Here is a 19,272-nt window from a genome sequence, read left to right as displayed (position 1 = left end):
AGAGCTGGGTGGGATGGCCTGGGGCCGTCCCACCGTGCAGACTTTTTGATTAGCTTCTTCATTCTGCTGGGTGAGATTTATGACTTTGGGTACGCAACCTGCACCCGGTGCCGGGCGGCACCGCGATAAGCGCTCCCATGACCGCAAAACCATCCTGGTGACCACGCTGTTGGTGCTTTTGGGTCTGGCCGTGATGGTCTACCCGGTGGTAGCTACGCAGCTGAATAACTTAAGGCAGCAGCGTGTTGCGGATGCGTACGCCCAGTTGGAGAAGGAGGCTGATCCGGAACAATTAAATACTGCTATTGAGGACGCCCGGGCCTACAACCAGACCCGCTCCACCGGTCCCATTTTGGACCCGTGGTTGGCCCAGGTGGAAAAGGACAATGGCGATTACAAGGCCTACACGGACCAGCTCAGCTATGGCGATGCCATGGCGCGTCTGGTAGTGCCTACTGCAGGGGTTAACCTGCCGGTGTACCACGGCACGGACCACCACACGTTGCAAATTGGTGTGGGTCACCTCTATGGATCGGACTTGCCGGTTGGGGGCGAGGATACCCATACGGTGCTTACTGCGCATACGGGACTTCCTAATGCCACGCTCTTTGACAATCTGAAAGATGTCGCAGAAGGCGATGCCATCTATGTGCAGGTCTCAGGCGAAAAGCTCAAGTACGAGGTGGATCACATCGAAGTGGTGTTGCCGAATGAGACAGACAGCCTGCGCCCGCAGGCAGGGCAGGACCTTATCACGTTGGTTACCTGTACCCCCTATGGCATCAACACCCACCGCCTGTTGGTCCACGGCCATCGCGTGGAGTTGGACCACGAGGACTTGGAGGCTTTCGACGCCGCCCCAGCCCTTGCTTGGCAGTGGTGGATGTGGGCCTTTATGGCAGGTGCCGTGCTGGTAGCGCTGCTGCTGGCAGCGTGGCTATGGCGCACCCTGCGCAAGGCAGACGATAGTGGCGGCGAAAGCCATGACGGCGAACCTACTGGCAACAGCGAGGAAGACTAAACCATGATGACAAAGGCAACTACCCGTGTGGGGATAGCCGCAGCGTGCGTGGCTGTCAGCCTGGGTGCCCTGCCAGCTGGTGCCAGTGTGGTTACGGGGGACATCGGCAAGCTAGAAGTAGCAGACGTCTCCCAGTGTGACACGGTAGAGCTCACACTCATTGTGGAAGACGGTGGTGCGGGCACCAAGTTTAGCGTGACCAGGCTGGCTGATATTGACCTGCACACGCAGGCAGGCTGGGATGCTGTAGAGAATCTGGATATTCGTAGCGCTGCTAGTTTGCCTACCGATGGCACCTGGCGTGCGACCACGAATAGCACGGGCCACGCGCGGCTGCAGGGCTTGCCAGTCGGCGCGTACCTCGTGAGCGCTGAGGCTGCTGCTAATGCTGATGCTAGTCCGCAGGACTTTGTGCTCACCCTGCCGGTGGGAAGCGAGACCGGGTGGGATTGCGCGCCGGAAGTCCACGCCAAGGTCAAGACCCCGGATGATACTCCGGAGACTACCCAGCCGCGCCCACCATATCCACCTTTTGTGCCGCCCACGCCTCAGTCGGAGCCCACACCAACGCCGACCCCAACTCCGCGCGAGACACCGTCGCAGCCTGCCGATGCCCCGCGGACCTCGGTGCCTTCCCAGCCTGGCACCACCCCGACACCGAGCAACCCCTCGCCACCTGGCGGGCTGGCGCGCACTGGTGCGTCCGTACTCGGCGTGGTGGGCCTTGCCGCGCTGTTGATTCTGGCCGGTGTGCTGCTGAAGCGCCGCAACCGCGGGCACAACGGCAGCGGGCAGGAAGGCCGTTAGCATGGCGGAAGCGAGTACCACCAGGCGCAAGGCCTCCAACGTGCTAATACCGGTGCTGTTGGTGCTGGCAGGGCTGTGCGTGCTGTTATACCCCGTGGTGGCCACCCAGTGGAATAACTGGCAGCAGGCCCGCGTGGCGGATGCCTACTCCCGCTTTGAGTCTGAGCAGCCGGCGGAGGTCATTAACCAGCAGCTTTCCGATGCCCTGGCGTATAACGCCACCCGCGGCCAAGCCTCCATCTCGGATCCCTGGTCCGGTGAGGAGGACCGCCACAGCGCCGAATACCAGGCCTATGCCCAGCAGCTGGCTAACTATGATGCCATGGGCCGGATCGCCATCCCGAAGGCAAACATCATTTTGCCCATCTACCACGGCACTAGCCATGAAGTCTTGCAGCGCGGTGTAGGCCACCTTTTTGGCACGGACCTTCCTGTGGGCGGGGAGAACCGCCACGCGGCACTGACCGGGCACACGGGCCTGCAAAATGCGACGCTGTTTGACAACTTGAACAAGCTCGCCGTGGGCGATGCCGTCTACCTGCACGTGGCCGGGCAGAAGATGAAATACCAAGTCTTCGACATCGAAGAAGTCCTGCCGGAAGAAGTCGATAGCCTGGCGCGGGTAGAAGGCAAAGACCTGATCACCTTGATTACCTGTACTCCCTATGGCATTAACACCCACCGCTTGTTGGTGCATGCCGAACGGGTCCCCATGGATCCGGAGGAAGAAGGAGTCTTTGAAGACTCTGGCTTCCACTGGCAGTGGTGGATGTGGGCATTTCTTGCCGCCGCCCTTTTGGTTCTGTTAGTCCTTGGCCTCTGGCTGCGTTCAACCCTGCGAAAGAATAAGTAATGCGAAACGTGAATCTAGGCAAAGCCACCGCCCTCAACACCACGGGCAAGAAAATCCTGGCCGCAATCCTGGCGCTATTCCTGGCCCTGGGCCTGGCGTCCTATGCCGCTAGCAACGCCCCCCAAGCCCAGGCGCAGGGCACTATTCCAGTCAACGATCAGCGCGTGGACCAATCTCGTGGTCAAATTCGGCAGTCTGGCAGGATTGGCGCTACCGGAAGGCTGAACAGTGTGACCTTTCAGTTTAATTACGGCGACGGTCGATTTGCGCCGATTATTTCTAGTCCTATGCGGATCCAGGTTGGTGGCCGGGCCTATCAGTCTCCAGCAAGCGCGTTGAGGAAAAGCGGTGCGACGTATCGCCTGACGTACACGATCCCGGGTGGCCAAGACGTTACTAAGGATCAGGATATTTCCTTAAGCTTCAGAGATGAGCGCGGCGTCGGTGGTGGTGGCTATCGAGTAGCAAACACCGGACACTCCATCACCGCTACCGGAGAGGTGGTGCAAGAGGCTAAGGAGTGGGCTAGCGGAAACCTCACCACCACAGCAACCCAGGGCAGCAGTTCTCTGGTGACCATGACGGAGGAAATAGATCGTTCGGGCCGGCTCGATGGGCAAATCTTTGCTCGTGTGCAGCATAAGAATGGTTACGACATCGAGGGAGGCAAGGACGTCACCTTCAAGGTTCTGGATGGTGCGGGCCGCGTCGTCTATACCCGCTCTGCCAGGCCGAACGCCAGTGACAAAATCATGCGGACTAGCCCTGCCCTGGAAGGTGAGGGAAGCTGGGGCGGCATTATCAATAACGATAGCCGGTTGAAAGAAGGTATTCAGGTGGAGCCCGGCTACCGTATCGTGGCTGAGCTGCCCTTCGGGGATCGCAATGGAGACCGTAAAGATCCCAGTGTGAGGTCTCCGCTGGGTCCCGGCTCCATCACGTACACGATTACCGAGCCGTTGCCCCCGCAAGAATGGGAACTCGACAACCTCACTACTACTGCAACCCAGGGCAGCAGTTCCCTGGTGACCATGACGGAGGAAATCGACAGGTCTGGCCTGCTCCACGGACAAATCTTTGCTCGTGTGCAGCATAAGAATGGTTACGACATCGAAGGCGGCAAGGACGTTACGTTTAAGGTCCTGGATCGCTCGGGCCGCGTGGTTTATACCAGCTCTGCCAAGCCGAATGCTGATGACGACCTCATGTGGACTCGCCCTGCCCTGGAAGGTGAGGGAAGCTGGGGCGGCATTATCCACAACAATGACCGATTGAAGAAGCAAGGTATTCAGGTGGAGCCCGGCTACCGGATCGTGGCTGAGCTGCCCTTCGGGGATCGCGATGGAGACCGTAAAGATCCCAGTGTGAGGTCTCCGCTGGGTCCTGGCTCCATCGAGTACCGGGTTATGGAGCCGATGCCCACGCGCTGTGAGGCTGGTGGTCCGCAGGTGGAGCGTCGTCTACCTCCACGTGAGCTGAGCAATGAGGAACGCCAGCGCGGAACCTCGGTGTATGTTACGGCATCTGAGCCCCGTAACCAGGGCCGCAATAAGTCACAGCTTTACTTGCAGACCAGTGTTGCCGGTGACTTCGTGCCCGTGGGGGAGCCCAATAATTGGGTGGTCAACGCCCTGGCGTACAACCCAGCAGACAATTGGCTGTACGCCATTAGCCAGGGGCGCATCGGCAAGGATGCCAAAGGCCTGGATACCCGGGCCATTAACGGCCAGCAAGCATTGTTCTATGAGGACCCGTGCTACCCGGCTGGCCACTTGCTGCAGATTGACCCGCTTAGTGGGGTAGTCCACGACTTGGGCAAGGTGGCCAAAACCGCAGGCAGCACCGCACAAAACTCCAAAGGCTACGGCTTCCAAGGTGAGTACGGCCAGGCTTGGCCGAATGATCTCTGGGGCGGCATCAATGTTGGCGTTTTCGACTCAGACGGCGGCTTCTGGGTTGCCAACGGCTCCCTTTCGGGTACCGGTGCTCTGTATAACGTGAACCTGGATAATGCTTCCGCCAAGACGCAGTATTCTTTCGATAACCAGATTCGAAAGGGCGGCGACTACGGCAAGGCCCATCGCACCGCCTCTGAGGACTACGCAGTGCTGCCGGGTGCAGGCAACTATGCCTGGGGCATTGTTAACGGGTGGAATTCCGATGACCGCCAAAGCATCTACATCGAACGGATTGATCTGAAAACGGGTCAAAGCAAGCGGTGGAACATTACCGATATGCAGACTGAATATGGTGCGAAAATCCGTTTGGGCAACCAGTGGAGTAAGGCCTGGACTTATGGTGATGGAACCCTGGGCTTTGGTACTGGCTCCAGTGGTGCAAACTCTGATGTGATTCGCATTCACGTCACCAATCCGACGGCGGACAAGCCCACGTTTGAGCTGGCTAGCGTGATCCAAAACGCGCCCACGGCGTACAACACGAACGGCACCAGTAACGGCTACAGCTCGCCGTTTGACACCGACCTGGAGATTATCAAGCACCGCGAAGAAATTCGGGACGGTCGTATTTACTGGTGGATTGATGCGTGGAATAACGGCCCGGATGGCATCAGTGGCTTTAGCCTGCGCGATAAGGTGACGCAGGATTTCTCTGACCTGCGTAAGGAAGAGGTGGTTTTTAACACCAAAGCCGACATTCCTTACCTGGAGCAGCAGCGCCCAGATGGCTTGACCATAGAATTTGGCCAGCTGCCTGCCCGCGCCGCAGACGATGACCGCCCACAGGTTAGCGTCAAGGTCAGCGCCAAGCTGAACGATGATGCCCCGGACCGGTGCGTAAGCAACACTGCCACGGTGGTGAACAATGAAAAGGACACCAACATCGATAACAACACCTTCACCTCCACGTGCGACATCATTGTGGAGAAGTCGGTGGTGGATACCAACAACAATCGCGAGGTGGACAGCAAGGATGTCCAAGGCCCGGATAAGGACGGCAAGTACACCGTCTTCTATGACGTCAAGGTAACTAATAAGGGAACGGAGAAGACCTCTTACAACCGCGTGGTGGATACGCCGCGGTTCTCTGAGGCCTTTGCGGTGGAGACTTTCGCCGTCAAGCGCCCGGGTGCCCAAGGCTTTGAGGTGCTCAAGGGTGAGGAAGACGCAGCACCGGAGGGCGGCTCCTATACACTCGGCGGTCCGGGTGTCTTGGATAAGGGCGCTTCAGCGATTTACCAGGTCCGGGTGGTGTTTAAGGCTGATGAGGGAAAGCTGGAGGCAAACAAGGATTTAGGCACCTGCGAGGGCGATACCAAGGGCTTGCTCAACGCGGTAAACGTAGATGGCTCCGAGGATGACGCCTGCGTGGATTTCCCCACGCCGCAGGATATGACTGTCAAGATTGTGAAGATGCGGGCCAATTCCCCGGAAACCTCGCCTATCTCGGGCGCTGACTTCGCGGTCTATCCGGCTACTGAGGACGGCACCCTGGACACGGCCACCACCGAGCCGATTACGTTGAAGGATGGCGCCAGCGGTACCTTCACCGTGCAGCTCAAGGCCCCGGGCACTTATTTCCTGCTGGAGACCCGGGCCCCGGCGGGTTTGAGTTTGCTGTCGCAGCCGGTGAAGTTCACCACGGAGTGGGTGACTAAGGGTGACACTGAGGAGCCTTCGGCCACGATTGTCGATGGCGGCAGCACCCTTATTACCGCCGGTACGGAAGATAGTTCTGCTGGCAAGGTGGCCATAATCAAGGTCGCCGACGTCCAAGACCAGACCGGCACCCTCCCGCGGACTGGCGGCTGGGGTGTGGGGTTGCCGCTGGCTGCATCGCTAGGGCTGCTCCTTGCCGGTTGTGCCTACGCTGTGCGCCGCAGGGCTTAGCCTCTCCAGCCGGTCCCTCCCCAGGGGCCGGCTGTGGCGTTTTTGCCTCAGCTTGCCGATGCCCCCAATTCCGCACCGTCCATATTCCGCACCGTTTATCCCCTTCATGTCCACCCCTGCGTTTATGGTTATAGGCATGATTACTGGCGCATTGAAGAACAGCGTTGACCGCATTTGGGATACGTTTTGGTCTGGGGGTATTTCTAACCCGATTTCGGTGATCGAGCAGTTCACCTACCTGCTGTTTATCCGGGAGTTGGATACCCGCCAGGCCTATATTGATACCCGCCGCAACCTTGGTGATCCCACCGCCACCAGCGATATTTTTAATGCTTCCCAGCAGCACCTGCGCTGGCGCAACCTGATTGAGGACGCGGATTTGGCTCGGCGTAAAGCCACCATCACTACAGAGGTCTTCCCGTTTATCAAAACCATGGGCGGGCATGGTTTCCAACAACACATGGCTAATGCCTCCTTCGACATCGAATCAGAGGCCACCTTAGGCCGAGTGATGGAACTTATCGACGCCCTAGAGTTCGCCAACAAAGACATCGCCGGCGACCTCTATGAATACATGCTGGACAAACTATCTACCTCTGGTACCAATGGGCAGTTTCGCACCCCTAGCCACATCATCGAACTACTAGTAGCGCTTATGGCCCCAACCCCGTCCCTGCGCATTATTGACCCGGCCTGTGGAACCGCAGGGTTTTTGGTAGCAGCTAATGATTGGATCAAGACCCATCACCAGGACCAGTTGTTTGATAAACCCACCCGGGATACCTTCCTGGAGCAGGGGCTAACGGGGTTTGATTTTGATAAAACCATGGTGCGTATCGCAGCGATGAATATGTTCATGCATGGTTTTGATGAGCCTGCCATCGCCTATCAAGATTCCTTAACTCATCTTGATGCCGAGCATTTTGGGGCCTATGACCTTATTTTGGCTAATCCTCCTTTTGCTGGAAGCTTGGATAAAGACGCCATCGACCCAGCACTGAAATCTGCTACCACGGCGAAGAAGACTGAGCTGTTATTCCTTCACCGTTTTCTGCAACTGCTCAAGCCTGGTGGGCGGGCTGCGGTGATTGTTCCGGAGGGTGTGCTGTTTGGTTCCACCAAGGCACACAAAGTCTTGCGCCAACACTTAGTTGAGGACCAGCGCCTGGATGCAGTCATCAAACTACCCTCCGGGGTGTTCAAGCCGTACTCCGGGGTCTCGACTGCCATTGTGTGTTTTACCCGTACTGATTCTGGTGGTACGGACCAGGTGTGGTTTTATGACGTCACCGCTGATGGGTACTCGTTGGATGATAAGCGCACCCCGTTGCTGGAGGCGCGTTTGTTGGGTCCTGCACCGGTTTCGCATGTTCAGGATTATGATGACCCGCAGTGTGCTGCTGACCCCCACCCGGTGGTCCTGACTGCTGAGCAAGCGCAGGTGAACAACCTGCCGGATGTGGTGGCCCGCTGGCATGAACGCACCGGCACGGAGCGGGACCGGGCACGCACCGAGTACTCGTTTACTGTGCCCCGGGAAGAGATTGTGCGGGCTGGGTATGACTTGTCGATGAACCGGTACAAAGAAATTGTTCTGGAGGCTACTGAGACCCGGGACCCGCTAGAAATCATCGCCGAGATCGAAACCCTCGACCACGACATCACAGCTGGCCTGGCTAAGCTCAAGGCCATGCTCACGGAAGGCAAGTAATGGCACGCAATGGAATTTACCCACGTATTGAGGACTTCAACAGGATTCCTGACAAGGCACTCGTGCCTAAGAATGAGCAGCCGCATTCGATACCTGAAAGCTGGAAGTGGGTTCGGTGGGGGTCATTGGGGACATTTGTAGGTGGAATGGGCTTCCCTAAGCGTTACCAAGGAATAGAGCAGGGAAGGTATCCGTTTTTCAAAGTTGGGAGTCTTAAGAACGCGAATTTCAGAGGGCAGCTCACTGTTGCGGCTGACTACATCAATGAAGATATTTCCCAAGAACTCAAAGCTAAAGTCATTCCATGTGGATCTTTGGTTTTTGCTAAAATTGGCGAGGCAATAAGACTTAATCGGCGCGCACTCGTCGCTCAAGAGTCATGTATAGATAACAACTTGTTCGCATTCTTACCATCTACTCTTGTAGATTCTTCATTTCTGCTGTCCTGGTCGCGGAGCATTGACTTTTACCAATACGCATCAACTACCTCCGTGCCATCAATTCGAAAGACAGTCTTTGAAGCGATTCCATTCCCCCTCCCACCGCTGGAGGAACAACACCGCATCGCATTACTACTTGATGAGGCTGCCCAGAATGTACAGGCGACGCAGAATGAACTATCGAGTATCCTTCTACTGAAGCAGTCAGAAATTGAGCGATTTATCCTCGGAAAGCCCCAGTGTCCGCTGTCGCACTACGTTGAGGACATAAGTTCTGGAAAGAGTCTTAAAGAGGCCGCTTCGGATAACGTTCAAAATCGAGTTCTTAAAGTAAGCTCGGTGACTACCGGCGAGTTCTTGCCGGAGGAATCCAAGCCATTGCCTGACGACTATGAGCCGGCTCCGCACCATGCCGTGAACCGGGGTGATATTCTGGTGAGCCGCGCTAACACTATGGAGTTAGTGGGAGCGTCGGCGCTGGTAAAGGGAGATTTCTCGAACCTATATCTTCCAGACAAATTGTGGCGTCTCGGACTGAAGGACACAGTTGAACCGAGCGCATTAGTGGGGATCCTTCAGCACAGGCAAGTCCGAGCGCGGATTAGTGCGAAGGCGATGGGAAGCGGTGGGAGTATGAAAAATATAACCCAATCTGCGTTTCTTCAGATCCAAGTCCCCGAATTGAGTTCCATCGAGCAACTCGCGTTGGCAGCTACTATCCAAGGCATCGAATGTGTAACTCGAAGGTTGCAAGAAAAGCTGGGCTTACTCAAGCAACTTCAAGCTGTACTGTCCGTTCGCGCGTTCCAAGGCGAGCTCTGACGATTGCGAGAAGTGACCCGTAATCTGGCCATTGCCCTTGGAGGGACTTCAGTACCTCGCTAGGAGTGATTGGCCGTGAGGGGCTGTGTTCCCAAAAGGCTTCCGTAGGGCCCGGCGGTGGTTCTGGCTGCGCAGGGCTACCCGGCTGCCCCGGCTAAGGGACCCCAGCTTGCCGATGCCCACGCGGCCGCCCACGCCGTTTTGGATCAGGTCGCCATGCCGGGGTTTTCCACCGCAATGACATTGGTTTAGCGGCTGAACAAGGCCACGAAATTATTTAAGGTACAGACAGAATTGGCTTCGAATGCTCCTGGTATTTGTCTATACATTTCAGGCAAATCTACTTTAAGGCTCCTGTCAGTACCCTGTGGCGAATCTCACTAAACCTTAAGATTCTATTATTTCCGCAGGTCAAAGACTCGCGGGGGGGGGGTGTCCTCGGAAGGTTTCCTGTCTGTAGTGCTTGGGCTATGTATTTAAAATTCTGTGGGTTATGGTGACCCTAAGCTTCAAGCGAATCTTGGAGCAGAACCCTTAGACGTATCCGGGCTTTGGTTGGTCCGGTTGGCTGTTCCATCGGTTACCCCCGGTCTTACCCCCGGTTTGACAGTGTGGTCTAGCCGCCGGAATAGCTGCCACCGGCCTGACTCCCGGTGCGCCATCTCCGTTTCATCAGCTCCCGGCAGCGACGTTCGGGTGCTACAAGTCACCAGTGAGGAATTACCACATGGCTAAAAATGCAATCGCGCTCCGCAGCGTCTCCGCTGCCGCCGTCATCGGCCTGTCCCTGGGCCTGGGCGCTACGGGTGCCGTGGCACAAGAAGGCGGCCAGCCTGCCGGCACCGCTGCTCCGGCTGGCAACGCTGCCACCATCAACCAGGAAACCGGCACCCTGACCATCCACAAGAAGGCCAACCCGGAAACCACCGGTACCCCCACCGGTGAAGTAGACCCGAACGTTTCCGGTACTCCGCTGGACGGCGTGGGCTTTACCTTCTTCAAGATCGACGCCGTGAACCTGAACACCAACGCTGGTCTGGCTGCAGCCGCTAACCTGGATGCTCGCAACTTCACCCTCGCAAACGGTCAGGTTGCCGGTGCTACCAAGTACGGGGAAGAACAAAAGACCAATGCCGCTGGTGAGATCAAGCTCTCGGACCTGCCCATCGGTGCCTACTACGTGGTGGAAACCACCCCGAAGGATGGCTTTGCTCCGGCATCCCCGTTCATTGCTTTTGTGCCGATGACCAAGGGCAACACTGCCGACGGTGGCACCGAGTGGAACTACGACGTTCACGCTTACCCGAAGAACTACCAGTCCCGCGCTGAGAAGGCCGTTGAAGACACCAATAAGCAGGTGGGGCAGGACATCACCTTCTCTATTACCGGTGATGTCCCGGGTGGTCTGGATCCGGTCAATGGTCTGACCAAATTCAGCTTCGTTGATGACCTGGATGAGGCCAAGGTCGCCTACAAGACAGGGGAGACCACCAAGGTGGAGATCCTGGGTGCAAATGGCGAAGTTCTGACCGCTCTGGCTGCTGGCGACTTCACCGTCAACCACACCGAGGCTACCCAGAATCTCGAGGTCACCCTGACTGACGCCGGCCTGAAGAAGTTCAACGATGGCTACAAGACGACCGGTAAGAAGCTGCGCCTGAGCTTCGACGTGACGGTCAACGCCCATGGCGAGTTGGCTAACAAGGCTACCGTGATTTCCAACAACGGTACCGGTGGCGGCGACACCACCGACACCACCACCCCGACCAATGAGACCAAGTCCTACTGGGCCAACGTCAAGATCGTCAAGAAGGACGCCGAGGACGCGAATGTCAACCTCCAGGGCGCTGAGTTCGAGGTCTACGGCTCTGCCAATGAGACCTGTGATGCTGCGGATCTTAACGGCGATAAGCTCACCGTCAAGGGCAAGGACAAGTGGACTACCGCTGCTGATGGCACCGTGACCATCGAGGGCCTGCACGTCAACGACTTCGACGACAACTCTGCGGCAAGCCCAGAGCAGTTCAAGGCTTACTGCCTGCTGGAGACCAAGTCCCCGGCTGGCTACGAGCTGCTGTCCAAGCCGATCACCCTGCAGCTGAAGAAGACTGACCAGACCGCATTCACTGCTACTGCAGGTGATGGTGCTGAGGCGGAAGTCAACGCCCAGGCTTATGAGCTGACTGCAACGGTGAAGAACCTGAAGGACACCACTCCGAAGCTGCCGCTGACCGGTGGTGCTGGTATTGGCATCCTGGCTGCGATTGCTGCAGTGCTCATCGGTGCTGGAGCTCTCTACGCACGCCGCAACACCAAGACGGCTTAATTTCTTAGCCGCATTACTGCCGTAGGGCGGGGCAACCCCCGCGCCCTGCGCGCAGAGTATTTAGTTCGCACTTTTTCTAAGACTTCTTGCTGGGTGACTGTCATGACTGTGGGTACGCAACCAAGGCCAAATTCAGCCCGGCGCCGGGCAAAGAAACACCACGACCGCAAGACCATCCTGGTCACCACGTTATTGGTAGTTCTGGGCCTAGCGGTGATGGTCTACCCCGTGGTGGCCACCCAGTGGAATAACTGGGGCCAACAGCGCGCCGCGCAGGCCTATGACCGCTTGGAAAAAGGTGTCGAACCCGAACAACTTAATACCGCCATAGAGCTGGCGCGTGAGTATAACCAGACCCGCTCCACTGGCCCCATCCTGGACCCCTGGTTGGCCCAGGTGGAAAAGGACAATGGTGACTACAAGGCCTATACGGACCAGCTCAGCTATGGCGATGCCATGGCACGCCTGCTGGTTCCCGCCGCAGGGGTCAACCTGCCGGTGTATCACGGCACGGACCACCACACGCTGCAAATTGGTGTAGGTCACCTTTATGGATCGGACTTGCCGGTTGGTGGCGAGGATACCCATACGGTGCTTACTGCGCATACGGGCCTTCCCAACGCCACGCTCTTTGACAACCTCACCAACGTCAAAGAAGGCGATGCCATCTATGTGCAGGTCTCCGGCGAAAAGCTCAAGTACCAGGTGGATCACATCGAAGTGGTGCTACCAAATGAGACAGACAGTCTGCGCCCGCAGGCAGGGCAGGACCTTATCACGTTGGTTACCTGTACCCCCTATGGCATCAACACCCACCGCCTGTTGGTCCACGGCCATCGCGTGGAGTTAGACCACGAGGACTTGGAAGCTTTCGATGCCTCCCCAGCCCTTGCCTGGCAGTGGTGGATGTGGGCCTTTATGGCAGGTGCCGTGCTGGTAGCGCTGCTGCTGGCAGCGTGGCTATGGCGCGCCCTGCACGCACACCGCGCCACCCGCCCGGGCCAAGACCACCCCAACGAATCTGATAGCAGCGAATCTCCCAACGGTAGCGAGGAAGGCAAACAGTGATGAAGAAGGCAACTACCCGCCTTGCCCTGGCAGCGGCCTGCATGGTCGCCGGCCTAGGGGCGCTGCCGGTGCAGGCAAAGGTGGTCACGGGGGACATCGGCAAGCTAGAGGTAGCGCAGGTGGCCCAGTGTAAGAGCGCGAACCTGACGCTGAGCATCCAACCCAGCGGGGAAGAAGGCATAGCTGGCACCGAGTTTTCCCTGGCCAAGCTGGCAGACATTGACCTGAGCACCCAGGTCGGCTGGGATGCTGTGGGCGAGCTCGATGCTGCCAAGGCCGCGCAAGCTCGCACCGAGGGCACCTGGCGTGCCACCACGGATGCCGCGGGCGATGCTCGTTTCCACGACCTGCCGGTAGGCGCCTATCTGGTCAGTGCCACTGTGCCTGCCCATGGGCGCAATGCCACCCCGCAGGACTTTGTGCTGACCCTGCCGGTGGGAAGCGAGTCTGGGTGGGATTGTTCCCCGAAGGTGTTTGCAAAGATGGACACCCCGCCGGAGTCCACCCCGGCGCAGCCGCCCGCGGAGTCTACTCCGCCGCGCCCGCCGTACCCGCCTTTTAATCCGCCAACGTTGCGGCCGGAACCCACCCCAACGCCTACGCCGACGCCAACCCAGACCCCCACCCGGCCGAGCGAGCCGACGGCCCCGGCGACCACGCCGCCGCAATCTGGCACCTCGCAGCGCCCGGGCCTGGCCTCTACCGGTGCGTCTGTACTGGGAATCGTTGGCATAGCTGCGGTGCTGATACTTGCGGGTGCGCTGCTGGCCCGGCGCAAGCGTGACGCGGACCAACCTGGCCAGGAAGGCCGCTAGCATGACGGTGGAAACAACCAACCGACCGCTGGGCCCGCCCGGGCCGCCCGCAGGCCAGGGGCAGAAGCGGCGCAAGGGATCCAACGTCCTCATCCCTGTGCTGTTGGTGCTGGCCGGGCTGTGCGTGCTGTTATACCCCGTGGTGGCCACCCAGTGGAATAACTGGCAGCAAACCCGGGTGGCAGATGCTTACGCGCAGTTTGAAAGCACGCAAGCCCCGGAGGTCATTGACCAGCAGCTTTCCGATGCCCTGGAGTACAACGCCACCCGCGGCCAAGCAACGCTGAGCGACCCGTGGTCCGGCACACAAGACCGCCACAATGCCGAATACCAGGCCTATGAGCAACAGCTGGCCAACTATGAGGCGATGGGCAGAATTGCTATCCCCAAGGCCAGCATCAATCTGCCCATCTATCACGGCACCAGCCATGAGGTCTTGCAGCGCGGCGTGGGTCACCTCTTTGGCACGGACTTGCCCGTGGGCGGGGAGAACCGCCACGCGGCTCTGACCGGGCACACGGGACTGCAAAATGCCACGCTCTTTGACAATCTCTCCACCGTTGCGGTGGGTGATGCCGTCTACCTGCACGTGGCCGGGCAGAAGATGAAGTATCAGGTCTTTGACATTGATGTCGTCTTGCCTGAGGAAGTCGACAGCCTGGCGCGGGTAGAAGGCAAAGACCTGATCACCTTGGTCACCTGTACCCCCTATGGCATTAACACCCACCGCTTGTTGGTGCATGCCGAACGGGTCCCCATGGACCCGGAGGAAGAAGGAGTCTTTGAAGACTCTGGCTTCCACTGGCAATGGTGGATGTGGGCATTTCTTGCCGCCGCCCTTTTGGTTCTGTTAGTCCTTGGCCTCTGGCTGCGTTCAACTCTGCGAAAGAATAAGTAATGCGAAACGTGAAACATGGCAACACCTCTCACAGCCGTTCCGCAGCTGCGGACCCGGCCCACCCAGCAGCACTTGGCGCGATGAAGAAACTCTTCGCCTTCATCGCTGCGGCGCTGCTGGCGCTGAGCCTGGCGTCCTATGCCGCCAGCAACGCCCCGCAAGCTCAGGCGCAGGGCACTGTTCCGGTGTCTGTTGACGGGATAGTTAGCAATGGTCCTAGTCGTCCGATGATCTATTCGGGCACGGTGCAAGCCGACGCCACGATCACCAGCATTACCTTCAGGTTCACCTATAACAACCCCCGGACACCATTACAACCAGGCAACCGACAAGTCACAGTGCGGGTTGGCGATCAAACCTATACGCGCAATGGTGTCCAATTCCAAGGTGGACGGGGTGATTTCTCCTATACCCTCAACATTCCTGGCGGAAAGACTGTCACCAGGGGCGACCTGGTGTCAATGACGTTTATTAATGATCCGGGTCTTGGTGCTAGGCCGAATAGCATTACCGCCATCGGCCAGGTAAATAGCGTTCCCGAGGAAGAGATTCCTGGCGGCGATGAGGACCAGGACCCGGGTACTGAGGTGCCGGGCACTGACGATCCGGGGACGGAGACTCCGGGTACCGAGGATCCGGGCGCGGGCGAAAACCCCGGCGCGGGTGAAAACCAGAATCCCCCGGCTGACCCAGGCCAGGGCGCAGGCCCTGGAACTGGTGGGAACACCGAAGGTGACAATCGCGCTGACGATAACTTTGAACGCTGCCAGTTTAGGGACAACACCTTCCGGTGGACCCGCGGAAACCTAACCACGGTAGTCTCCAATACCCGTACCAATGTGGTGATGACCATGACGGAGGAAGTTAGGGGCACTGGAGATTTGCGCGGACCCATTCTGGCGCAAGTTCAGCACCGCAATGGTTATCAGCTGGATACTCGTCGACCCGTCCGAGTGAGGCTTTTGGACTCCCGTGGTGTGCAGAGGTACATCCGTTCCGTCGTGCCGAGTGATAGGGCCGGTAGCCAGATGCTTATCCGCGAAGCTGTGGAAGGCGAAGGCAATGGCGGTGGCGTTTTGCACACCGGGGCCGCCCAGAAGGTAGAACCTGGTTGGAAGATTGAAGTCACCATGGAATTTACCAACACTGGCGATGCCCGCCCGTGCCCGGAGGTTCCCTCCCCGTTAGGTCCTGGCCAGATCCAGTACCAGATTTTGGGCTCTCCGCCAGAGGTCTGCGTTGGTGAAGGCTCCCAGGTGGTTTCGCGTAAGCCTGCCCGCGAATTGACCAACGCGGAACGCCAGCGCGGTACCTCCGTCTACGTCACGGCATCCCAGCCTAGCGATCAGGGGCGCGATCATTCCCAGCTCTACCTGCAGACCGCTGTCTCTGGTGCATTCGTACCCGTTGGACAGTCCACTACGTGGGTGGTAAACGCCTTGGCGTATAACCAGCAGGATAACTGGCTGTATGCAATTAGCCAGCCGCGCATTGGTAAAGATTTTTATGGCAATGACACGACGGCGTTTACCGATGTCAGAAACGCGTTGTTCTATGAAGATCCCTGCCGTCCTGCCGGCCACCTGCTGCAAATCGATCCGGTAACTGGCGAGGTCCACGACCTGGGCAAGGTGACCAAGGGTGGCGGTTCTGCTCCTACCCACAATGGGTACGGATTCCAAGGTGAGTACGGCCAAAAGTGGCCCAATGACCTGTGGGGCGGTATCAACGTCGGCTTCTTCGATGCTAACGGACGTTACTGGGTGACCAATGGATCGCTGTCTGGTACGGGTGCGCTCTACAGCGTGGACTTGAACAGTGTCTCTGCCCGCACGGATTACCAGTTCTCTTCCTCCGAGCCACCGCGTGCTCCCGGTGACTATGGCAAGCGGTACCGCACTGCTTCCGAGGACTACGCCATGCTTCCGGATACCGGAAACTATGCGTGGGGCATTATCAACCGGTGGAACTCCAATCTGGATATGAACACCCGGCCAACAACTGCTCGATCCGTTTATATCGAACGCATCAATTTGGATAACGGACAGAGCCAACGGTGGGACATCACGAGCTTGAGCACCAGGTATGGTGCAAGGATTCCCCTGAACCACCAGTGGTCGAAGGCATGGACATACAGTGATGGCACCCTGGGCTTTGGTACCGGTTCTAGTGGACAGTCCTCTGACGTGATCCGTATTCGGGTGGAGAACCCGACGAGTGCGAACCCCAGGTTTACCCTGGCCAGCGTGGACCGAAATGCACCAGCGGCATACAACACCAACGGTACTTCTAACGGCTACAACATGCCGAAGCCTACGTTCAAGACTGACCTGGAGATTGTCAAGCGCCGTGAGGAAATCAGGGACGGACGGATCTACTGGTGGATCGACGCCTGGAATAACGGCCCCGATGGCCTGAGCGGATTTAGCCTGCACGACACCGTGGAAGCTGGCTTTACTGACCTGCGCAGGGAAGAGGTGGTGGATAACACCGGCACCAACATTCCTTTCGTGGAAAAGCGCTACGCCAACGGCTTGACCTTAGAGTTCGGTAACTTGCCTGCGCGAGCCCAAGGCGATACCCGCCCGCAGGTGAGCGTGCGTGTAAGTGCCCAGCTGACGGCGCAAGCCCGAGGGCAGTGCGTGGCTAATACCGCCACGGTAGTCAACAATGAGCACGACACCAATGCCAATAACAATACGTTTACGTCTAGCTGTGACGTGCGGGTAGAAAAGTCCGCCGTGGACATCAACCGTGACGGCACCGTAGATAGCAAGGACGTCGAAGCCCTTGGTGAAAACGGCCCGTACAAGGTGACCTATGACGTCAAGGTCACCAATACTGGCCGGGTCAAGACCTCCTATAACCAGGTCAAGGACACCCCGCAGTTCTCCGAAGCCTTTACGGTCAATAGCTTCAAGGTCAAGCGCCCTGGCGAGTCTGGCTTTAGCACCCTTGAGCCGACCAATGGTGCCTACATCCTGGGCGGACCACGCGTGCTAGAAGCTGGCCGCTCCGAGACCTACCGGGTCGAAGTGGAGTTTAACGCCGACAAGGACAAGCTGGAGAAGAACCCAGACCTGGGCACCTGTACCGGCAACACCAAGGGCTTGTTGAACAAGGCGGCCGTTGATGGCTTTGAGGATGAAGGCTGTGTGGACTTCCCGCCGCCGGAGGTACCGAAGGACATGCAGGTCCAGATTGTGAAGATGCAAGCAGGTGGCGCAACCACCCCGATTAGCGGCGCTGACTTCGCGGTCTACCCGGCCTCCGAGACCGGTGAGCTGGACATGGCCAACACCGAGCCGGTTGCGTTGAACGACAACGGTCAGGGCACCTTCAGTGTGGAGCTCAAGACTCCGGGCACCTACTGGTTGGTGGAAACCCAAGCACCGGCTGGGCTGAGCCTGCTCTCACAGCCTATTAAGTTCACCACGGCGTGGCAGACCCGCAACGGCCAGGATGTGGCCGCGGTGCGAATCCTCGACGGTGGCAGCACCTTGATCACCGCTGGTGCTGGTGGTGCTAACAACACGGTGGGCATAATCAAGGTCGCCGACGTCCAGGACCAAACTGGTACCTTGCCGCAAACTGGCGGATGGGGCGTTGGGTTGCCGCTGGCGGCATCGCTGGCACTGATAGTCTCCGGATGCGCATACGCACTGCGACGCAGGGCTTAATGTGCAGCGTTTAATCTGCTGGGTCTAGTTTGCGGGCCATAATCCAGCGCCCGCAACCATAGAAGCCGGCCCCCACTCGGGGGCCGGCTTTTTGACCGTTAGGTCATCACTGAGCAGAAGAAACTCGCCCCCAGCGATCCCGCAAAGATCAAGCTGGTGAGCGAGTTAACTCGTTTCGCAACAGCGATAGTTGAGGCGTTACTACCACTCGACAACAGAGGAAAGCGCCACTAATCTGGGAGACGGTTCACAAACACGGTGCGCTTGGGGGTCCCGCGACCTTTAAGCCTTAAGTGGGAGTGACTTCCTCGTCGGTGCGCGGTAGGTCCGCGCGTCTTCGTGGGCCATGTTTCCGCGCGCCATATCTGGCGAGGGAACCAACCCCCGACGAAGGGAGGTGCAACATGGGTAAGCATTCCAAGCGGAAGCGCCCACGGCGCATGCCCGGTCGCGAGCAGAAGAAACTCGCCCCCAGCAACCCGGCAAAGGTCAAGCTGGTGAGCGAGCTAACTGGTCTTGCGACCGCAATTGTGGAGCTGGTTAACGCCATGCTTCACACGGGCCGTTAGGTCCGAGGAATCCTCAGTCAATTCGCACCTGGCTGGGGATTCCTTCATTTCCAGCCTGGCCGCTGCTAGCACCCAAACTGTTGACCCCAGTATAACGTGACGACAAAGAAGCGCAAGCCTCCCACACGAATCACCCGGAGGCATTACCGCCCCTCGACAACCGAAGAGAGCACCACTAATCTAGGAGACGGTTCACAAACACGGTGCGCTTGGGGGTCATTACGGCCATTAAGCCTTAAGTGGGAGTGACTTCCTCGTCGGTGCGCGGTAGGTCCGCGCGTCTTCGTGGGCCATGTTTCCGCGCGCCATATCTGGCGAGGGAACCAACCCCCGACGAAGGGAGGTGCAACATGGGTAAGCATTCCAAGCGGAAGCGCCCACGGCGCATGCCCGGTCGCGAGCAAAAGAAACTCG

At 58.3% G+C, this 19,272-nt stretch carries 13 protein-coding genes; all 13 read left to right on the top strand.

Annotated elements, in window-relative coordinates; all coding sequences use genetic code 11:
• Positions 1–79 precede the first annotated feature (79 nt).
• Positions 80–1,021, top strand: a complete 942-nt coding sequence (locus G7Y31_RS10390) for a class C sortase (RefSeq protein ID WP_165007193.1) — start codon at positions 80–82, stop codon at positions 1,019–1,021.
• A 6-nt stretch (positions 1,022–1,027) separates the two neighbouring features.
• Entirely contained in the window at positions 1,028–1,828 is an 801-nt protein-coding gene (locus tag G7Y31_RS10385) for an isopeptide-forming domain-containing protein (protein WP_165007190.1), read from the top strand.
• 1 nt (position 1,829) lies between these two features.
• Complete coding sequence (locus G7Y31_RS10380; RefSeq protein WP_165007187.1) at positions 1,830–2,681, top strand: class C sortase; 852 nt, start codon at positions 1,830–1,832, stop codon at positions 2,679–2,681.
• On the top strand, positions 2,681–6,529 hold the full coding sequence (locus G7Y31_RS10375) for a DUF6923 family protein (RefSeq protein WP_165007183.1): 3,849 nt from the start codon (positions 2,681–2,683) through the stop codon (positions 6,527–6,529). The genes G7Y31_RS10380 and G7Y31_RS10375 overlap by 1 nt, the downstream gene beginning before the upstream one ends.
• Before the next feature lie 136 nt (positions 6,530–6,665).
• On the top strand, positions 6,666–8,240 hold the full coding sequence (locus tag G7Y31_RS10370) for a class I SAM-dependent DNA methyltransferase (RefSeq protein WP_165007179.1): 1,575 nt from the start codon (positions 6,666–6,668) through the stop codon (positions 8,238–8,240).
• Positions 8,240–9,502: a restriction endonuclease subunit S gene (locus G7Y31_RS10365; RefSeq protein ID WP_165007177.1), complete on the top strand. Its 1,263-nt coding sequence runs from the start codon at positions 8,240–8,242 to the stop codon at positions 9,500–9,502. The genes G7Y31_RS10370 and G7Y31_RS10365 overlap by 1 nt, the downstream gene beginning before the upstream one ends.
• A 117-nt stretch (positions 9,503–9,619) precedes the next feature.
• Positions 9,620–9,754, top strand: a complete 135-nt coding sequence (locus tag G7Y31_RS12015) for a hypothetical protein (protein WP_268896629.1) — start codon at positions 9,620–9,622, stop codon at positions 9,752–9,754.
• Positions 9,755–10,229: 475 nt separating this feature from the next.
• Positions 10,230–11,828 carry a SpaH/EbpB family LPXTG-anchored major pilin gene (locus G7Y31_RS10360; protein WP_165007174.1) on the top strand — a complete coding sequence of 533 codons (1,599 nt, stop codon included), beginning with the start codon at positions 10,230–10,232 and terminating at the stop codon, positions 11,826–11,828.
• Between the two features lie 102 nt (positions 11,829–11,930).
• On the top strand, positions 11,931–12,896 hold the full coding sequence (locus tag G7Y31_RS10355; protein ID WP_165007171.1) for a class C sortase: 966 nt from the start codon (positions 11,931–11,933) through the stop codon (positions 12,894–12,896).
• Positions 12,896–13,711 carry an LPXTG cell wall anchor domain-containing protein gene (locus tag G7Y31_RS10350; RefSeq protein WP_165007169.1) on the top strand — a complete coding sequence of 272 codons (816 nt, stop codon included), beginning with the start codon at positions 12,896–12,898 and terminating at the stop codon, positions 13,709–13,711. The genes G7Y31_RS10355 and G7Y31_RS10350 overlap by 1 nt, the downstream gene beginning before the upstream one ends.
• 1 nt (position 13,712) lies before the next feature.
• On the top strand, positions 13,713–14,609 hold the full coding sequence (locus G7Y31_RS10345; RefSeq protein WP_244977378.1) for a class C sortase: 897 nt from the start codon (positions 13,713–13,715) through the stop codon (positions 14,607–14,609).
• Positions 14,609–18,289, top strand: a complete 3,681-nt coding sequence (locus tag G7Y31_RS10340; protein WP_165007166.1) for a DUF6923 family protein — start codon at positions 14,609–14,611, stop codon at positions 18,287–18,289. Before G7Y31_RS10345 ends, G7Y31_RS10340 begins: the two co-directional genes overlap by 1 nt.
• A gap of 404 nt (positions 18,290–18,693) precedes the next feature.
• Positions 18,694–18,858, top strand: a complete 165-nt coding sequence (locus tag G7Y31_RS10335) for a hypothetical protein (RefSeq protein ID WP_165007162.1) — start codon at positions 18,694–18,696, stop codon at positions 18,856–18,858.
• Positions 18,859–19,272 lie beyond the last annotated feature (414 nt).

The sequence above is a fragment of the Corynebacterium lizhenjunii genome, from assembly GCF_011038655.2.
GTDB lineage: Bacteria > Actinomycetota > Actinomycetes > Mycobacteriales > Mycobacteriaceae > Corynebacterium > Corynebacterium lizhenjunii.
Note: the sequence above shows the minus strand (reverse complement) of the source record. Positions and strands in the feature narration are given on the sequence as shown.

Bases quoted from the DNA above. Each gene is read 5' to 3' on its own strand.
- G7Y31_RS10390 (WP_165007193.1), top strand. From the start codon at position 80: ATGACTTTGGGTACGCAACCTGCACCCGGTGCCGGGCGGCACCGCGAT.
- G7Y31_RS10385 (WP_165007190.1), top strand. From the start codon at position 1,028: ATGACAAAGGCAACTACCCGTGTGGGGATAGCCGCAGCGTGCGTGGCT.
- G7Y31_RS10380 (WP_165007187.1), top strand. From the start codon at position 1,830: ATGGCGGAAGCGAGTACCACCAGGCGCAAGGCCTCCAACGTGCTAATA.
- G7Y31_RS10375 (WP_165007183.1), top strand. From the start codon at position 2,681: ATGCGAAACGTGAATCTAGGCAAAGCCACCGCCCTCAACACCACGGGC.
- G7Y31_RS10370 (WP_165007179.1), top strand. From the start codon at position 6,666: ATGATTACTGGCGCATTGAAGAACAGCGTTGACCGCATTTGGGATACG.
- G7Y31_RS10365 (WP_165007177.1), top strand. From the start codon at position 8,240: ATGGCACGCAATGGAATTTACCCACGTATTGAGGACTTCAACAGGATT.
- G7Y31_RS10360 (WP_165007174.1), top strand. From the start codon at position 10,230: ATGGCTAAAAATGCAATCGCGCTCCGCAGCGTCTCCGCTGCCGCCGTC.
- G7Y31_RS10355 (WP_165007171.1), top strand. From the start codon at position 11,931: ATGACTGTGGGTACGCAACCAAGGCCAAATTCAGCCCGGCGCCGGGCA.
- G7Y31_RS10350 (WP_165007169.1), top strand. From the start codon at position 12,896: ATGAAGAAGGCAACTACCCGCCTTGCCCTGGCAGCGGCCTGCATGGTC.
- G7Y31_RS10345 (WP_244977378.1), top strand. From the start codon at position 13,713: ATGACGGTGGAAACAACCAACCGACCGCTGGGCCCGCCCGGGCCGCCC.
- G7Y31_RS10340 (WP_165007166.1), top strand. From the start codon at position 14,609: ATGCGAAACGTGAAACATGGCAACACCTCTCACAGCCGTTCCGCAGCT.
- G7Y31_RS10335 (WP_165007162.1), top strand. From the start codon at position 18,694: ATGGGTAAGCATTCCAAGCGGAAGCGCCCACGGCGCATGCCCGGTCGC.